Annotated in this window: 2 protein-coding genes; both read right to left on the reverse strand. The window is 42.6% G+C overall.

The window, feature by feature from the left end; translation table 11 throughout:
• Positions 1 to 38: 38 nt before the first annotated feature.
• Positions 39 to 2630 carry a T9SS-dependent choice-of-anchor J family protein gene (locus QVD32_RS04915; RefSeq protein WP_195342482.1) on the reverse strand — a complete coding sequence of 864 codons (2592 nt, stop codon included), beginning with the start codon at positions 2628 to 2630 and terminating at the stop codon, positions 39 to 41.
• A gap of 8 nt (positions 2631 to 2638) precedes the next feature.
• Positions 2639 to 6298: a T9SS-dependent choice-of-anchor J family protein gene (locus tag QVD32_RS04920; protein ID WP_287710157.1), complete on the reverse strand. Its 3660-nt coding sequence runs from the start codon at positions 6296 to 6298 to the stop codon at positions 2639 to 2641.
• Positions 6299 to 6371 lie beyond the last annotated feature (73 nt).

Consider the following 6371-nt stretch of genomic DNA (forward strand, 5'->3'; position numbering starts at 1 on the left):
TCCTCTTTGGTATACATTTCCCGATTAAACGGGCTCTTTTATCGTTTCATTACTCGGGCCGTAGAAACCGAATCGCCACACGATACGGATACGATATACATACCAGAAGCCAAACCTTCCAAAGACACAGACTCGACTTCGGTCAAATCTTTTATACAATTTCCGGCTAAATCATATACCTTCACATCGGCTTTTCCTCCTGCCCAATAGACATAATCGGAAGTAGGATTAGGATATACAGTCAGATTTTCTTTCTTAATTTCCGAAACGGCTAAGGTAGGCATATCTTTTATATCTCCAACAAATATCTCATCGAGAGAAGCCCCGCCCGAAGAAACTCCGGCATTTTCAGTAGCGACAAAACGCCAACGCATATTCACACTCTTACCAGCATAATCGGCGAGTGAAACATATTTATGACGCCATTTCGTGCGGTCCTGAGTATAAGCCAAAGGAGTCCAATCGGCTGCATCGACAGCTCGAATCTCGAAATAGAGAGTTCCATCGGCATCATTAACTTCGGAAATAGGCCCTTCGGTGATCGCCTCATTTTCATACCCTTTTTCAAGGCGATTGCAAAGAGCACCACCCCAAGCAAAAGAAGCAACTATATCACCGGTTTCAGGGATTGCGAACACAGGAGAAGTCAGGACAGAAACCTCGCCCGCATTATTATGCCATACCGAAGCAGAATATTTTCCAGCAAACGGCTCTATCTCATTAGATTTCCACATCTGAATACCTTTGCCTTCATGATCGTTTTTCCAGCCCATAGGAGGAATTTCTCCGTTATTTCCTTCAAATCCCATAGTATAGGGGAAATCACGTACAGACTGATCTTCCATCGTAGTAAACGACCAAACCGAAGCATTTTCATTTTTACCTACTGCATTGTAAGGTACAACTTTCCAATAATAGGTAGTAGCAGGTTCAAGCTCGGGAATCGTATAAGACACCGATGTATTTCCTTCTAATTTCTCATTTTCCAACAAAGAAGTGGGGTTGGATTTATCCGTTCCTACCGACAATTCATATCCATCGGCAAACAAAGCGGGCTCCCAAGAAAGAGTCAACCTGCTATAATCAACGTTAGAAACGCCATTCACCGGATTGGGTGTCGTAATTGCCAACGGGAGCTCTCCTTCTCCATATAGCTTAGGCAACACTACATTATCGAAATAGATATCGGTCACCACCATATTATCGAGACCACCGTCGCCCATTTCAAACTCATAGGTCCAACGTAGGTATACATTATCGTCCACTACGAAATTTCCATTTGCGTCTTTAATCTCGATTTCTTTTTGTACCCATTCATTATACTTACTATCATCAAGAGAACACCACAACTCCGTCCAATCGGTATCGGTATTTTTCTTATAATAAAGAATGAAATATGTTGACGGTAAGAACGAATCATCGATGTATTCTTCACCGGTAGTTTCGATATAATCGAATTTCACTTTACCGTTTCCAGCCGATAAATCCAAACGGGGAGAAACGATATCACACGTCATCATACCGCCTACTGTAACCGACTTCACACCCGATGTAGCCATACCTTCCATCGTCTTCCAGCCTTCATTACGAGACCAACCGGCCGGTGGGAAAATATCACCTTCGAAACTTTCCAAAGTATATCCTTCTTCCAACATAACTTTGGTTCCCGACAAATCGACCGACAAAGTTCCGCCATTCGTATTTATTTTCATGACCGTGCTTTTGGCTCCCGTAATCGTAGGAGTATAATTGACGCGGTATGAAAGCTCTTCTCCCCTCTTCAAAGAAACGGAAGCGGGATCGAGTGTCGTAGAAAAATCTGTACCTTCAATACCCTCAATGCTGGTTATCGTCAACGTGCCATAACCCACATTACGAATAGTCATCGGTTCGGATTGAGCCAAATAACCAATATAAGAATTGGAAAACTCGTAAGAAGTCGAGCCCTCTATAACCGGCAAATTTTCAATCTCTTGATTTCCCACTTTTACATTGTCAACGGCCAATGTCGCTTGTGTATAATTATTTACAAGAATAGATCGAAAATAGAATGCAATCTTTACCGTCTTCCCGACATACGCTTCAAGGCTCACATTAGGGGTTAACTTTTGCCAGTCATTTTCTATCCCCATAGCATCTTTATTCCACGGCCATGTCAGTCCAGAGTTTTCAATATCTTCCTGAGAAGCTGCATTCCACAAATCGCTCCATGTATCTCCATCATCGGTAGAAACTTTCACCAAAAAACTTCCGTATTTATTGGTCATAAACGATGAAGCGTTACACCAAAAAGTAAAAGACAGCGACGCATTATCAGCAACCTGCACGGCAGGAGTAATAAGCCACTCCTCCTTCGAAATACCGGCCTGTCCTTCTTTAAAGTCACTCATCACTTCGGCACACCCCGAACCAGCGATACTGCAACCCGTCACTTCATTCCAATTAAGGCTCCAATGCGCATAACCCGATTCAAGATCTTCCGATAATTCAGTACCTTTTACAACCCACCCCGAAGGAGGGAATGTTTGGCTCTCAAAATCTTCGCTGAGTACAAGATTTTCAGCGGAAAAGGTTTCTGCACTGCCTAACAACAATGCACAGGCGAAAAACATACTTTTCATAGTTTCCATAGAATTAATTATCTTTTAATAACTTGGGTGGTATTGACTTGATCTCCCAATTGCATGGTTACAAAGTAAATACCCGACGATAACATCGAAACGTCTACACTTTCTACTTGCTCGGCAAAAAGCAGCTGTTTACCAGAAATATCGGTAACCACTACTTTGTCACACAGTTCATTCAAATAGAGCGTGGAAACGACAGGATTAGGATAAACCGTCAATCGATCACCATTTACGCCTTCGATTCCCGAACCATCAGTCACAACAAGAATAATTTCTTGTACAGTTGTCTTTGAACCATCTGAAACAGATAGTTTCATAATCACTTCTTGTTCTGCCCCCGGAATGCCGGTAATCGTACCGCCGTTAGTACCCGGAGTATGATTCAGCCAGAAGGGTTTGCCCTGCAAGGTCACCGTCAACGGATCTCCATCGGGATCGGCCACAGAATAGTTATAAGTCCATTTCTTCCCTACCGTTGCTGTTGTCTCAGGAACCGTAGTAAAGTAAGGAGCACTATTGTCACTATTGACATATTCAAAATTTTCGAAATAGAAATCATCGAAGAAAGTCACAAAACCATTCGACGGAGTATTATTACGAACAGCTATATAGATTTTCTGTCCAGCATATGCACTTAAATCCACATCAAACTCTGTCCACGATGTCTGACTATCGTTATTATTCTTGTGAGGAACTTGAACCGATGTAAATCCAGACAATGGAGTAAAGCTAGACACAGCGTTATCTGTCGTACTAACCAATACTGTCAAATAAGCCCACGGATGATAAGTGTTATCTCCATCATACGACTTAGCATAAAACCGGAACTTGGCATCATTTCGAGCCGTCATTTGGTCGCTGATAATCCAGTCTACGGCTTCTGTCCCATCGGCAGTCGCCATCGTCGCTAACAGTTGGTCTCCCGAACGAGGATAGATATTCCTCCAATCGGCTCCTTCTGGTTCCGGTTGTTGATTAATGACAATATAGGCATAAGCATTCCCAATATTCGGATAGTTTATCATAAGAGGTTGAACTGTCGCTTTATGATCGGCATCTACCGTTGTAAAGCCTTTGGGAGCCACAGAACCAAATTCATCATCTTCAAAACTAAAATAACGAGTGTACATGCCCAACGCATTACCCGAAACAGGCAACGTCACAGCAGGAGCATTGTCGAATGTAACAGTCATCTCGTCCTCTACAAGGGCATCTGTTTCACCGGCAGCGAACGTGATATTGAAATCTACGCTCTCACGACTGTCTAACACTAAATCCTTGTGCAACGAAGTAGAGAAATTCTTATTCTTAAATGACACATCGGTGATTTTCATTGTTTGCTCGCCATCGTTCAAAAGATTCAATGTCTTTGAGGTAACGGCTTTATTATAATTCACATCACCCGCATTCCAAGAAGTCACATTAATAACAGCTTTTCCTCCAACGGGAGCTTCTTCAACCAAAATATTATCCAAAGCACCTCCTGATCCGGTAAAATCTACTGCACTATAACGCCAACGGAAATTCACATTCTTACCTCTATAATCGGACAAAACGATTCGCTGACGAACCCATTTTTGACCTTCGGCCTGAGCGGAAGAAATATGGGCGAGTTCCTGCCATGTTCCATCGGATTTTATTTCGAAGTAAAGCGTATCTTTGTTAATCGTCATCGTCTCTTTTACCGATTTCGTCAATCCAGACGGAACGGCATTTCCCCAGTAGAAGCTAACCTGCATATCTTTATCGGCAGGAAGCACGAACATCGGTGTTTGAAGAATGCCTTGCTCGTTGGAGCCCCCAGCAGAAATATAAGCTGCATTTTTACCATCGTATGCATTATAATTAGATCTATCCCATGCTGTATATCCCTCTTTCTCGCTCTTCCAACCTAACGGAGGAAATACGTCACCTTCAAATCCCTCAGACCACGGGAATGTGTTCACGGTTTGGTCGGCAAGCGTCGTAAAACTCCACACCGAAGGATTTTGCGTCTCTCCCATATCGTTATAAGCAACTACTTTCCAATAGTAAGTAGTAGCATAGTCCAACACAGGAATCGTATAAGAGCAACCTTCTACCTCTGTACCCGGCACGACCGAAAAATCTGTGGTAGAAGTTCCAACATATACCTTATAGCCCTTAGCAAACTGTACTCCGTTCCATGACAATACAATATCTTCGTTAAATACATCGGTTGCTCCATTTTCAGGAGAAGGGGTAGTTGCAGCTCCCGGAACAGAAGTTCTACCATAGAACGGAGGTAAAACTACATCGTCCAAGAAAGTAGATGCATACTCGGGCACATCGTCCCAACCACCCGACAAATCGACATCGAGTACATATTTAAACATGATATAGCAATTATCGGATGCCGGGCTTCCCAAATCGAGCTTCATGTGCCACCATTGGTTGATAGAATCGCACGTAGCAACTTTCTCCCACGTTTCCTTGCCATTTTTTGAAAAATAGACTTCAAATTCGCTTTCAGGAGCAGGAGCATCATCTGCCGTCGGCTCCCAAACATTCGCATAGTCGAACTGCAACTCGTGAGTACCCGTCGAACAATCGAGACGAGGAGAAACCAAAGTCGGGTTATTCTCTGCAAAACTACAAGAAGCCGAATAGTCTCCCGACGTAGCATAAGTTCTGCTTGTGGTCCAACCTTTATCGGCAGTCCAACCTACGGGCGGGAACGTTCCACTCTCAAAACTTTCCAGATTGTATTCATCGGGTAAAATTATCTTTGTTCCTTCTAATACGATAGAGACGTCACCTCCGTTCGTATGGATAGTCATCGTAGCAGATTTACTACTCAACTCAGACGAGGGAGTATATTTCACATAAAACTCATACTCTACACTCGGTCTCAACGAAACTTCCGAGGGAATCATATTGGTTGAAAAGTCGGAACCTTCTAATCCAGAAATTCCACTTACCGTCAAATTGCCCACGCCCTTATTCCGCAATACAAATTTCTCCGACCATTTCCCTACTCCGATGTAGGTTCCATCGAATATATAAGAAGTGGGATTAACATCTGCAATAGGAGCATCGATCGCTTCGCCCGTTTCTACGACAACATTATCAACCCATATACTATTACCTTTACCAGCGCCGCTGACCAATAGACAATGTACAAAAGCTATTTTTACTGTCTTACCGGAATAAGCGCCTAAACTTATCTTGGAAGTGTTTGTAACCCATCCAGTCCAGGGAAAGGCAACCCCGCTATTTTCTACCATGCTTTGATCAAGGAAAGAGAAAACAGTTTTCCAACTTTTACCATCGTCTTCCGTGATACGCACTTGAAAATCATATTCGTTTTTAAATGCAGATGCCGAAGCTCCTTTCCACAGAAAACTCAAATTATAATTCGTCTCACTCAAAGTCAGAGATGGAGATACTATCCACTCTTCTTTCACAGGTTCAATAGGATCCCACTCACCACCGTTACAATAAAGACTCACTGAACCGGCACATACCGATTTGCTATTATCGACAGTCCAATGATTAATAGCCCCTTCTTGGGTGTCGTTAATTACAGTCCAACCTCCGGTCGGAAAGTTTGTCGTCGACCAACCTTCAAATCCCTCATTCAACAGAGATTCGGCACGCAATCCAAACACAAATAAGAAGAGTACAAAAACAAGCGTAATTTTCTTTGTCATTGTAAATAATTTATTAGGTTCATTATAAAATTTACATTACATGCAACAGACAGAAATGTTATAACTATTAATT

The sequence above is a fragment of the Barnesiella sp. genome, from assembly GCF_022723415.1.
Classification (GTDB): domain Bacteria; phylum Bacteroidota; class Bacteroidia; order Bacteroidales; family Barnesiellaceae; genus Barnesiella; species Barnesiella intestinihominis.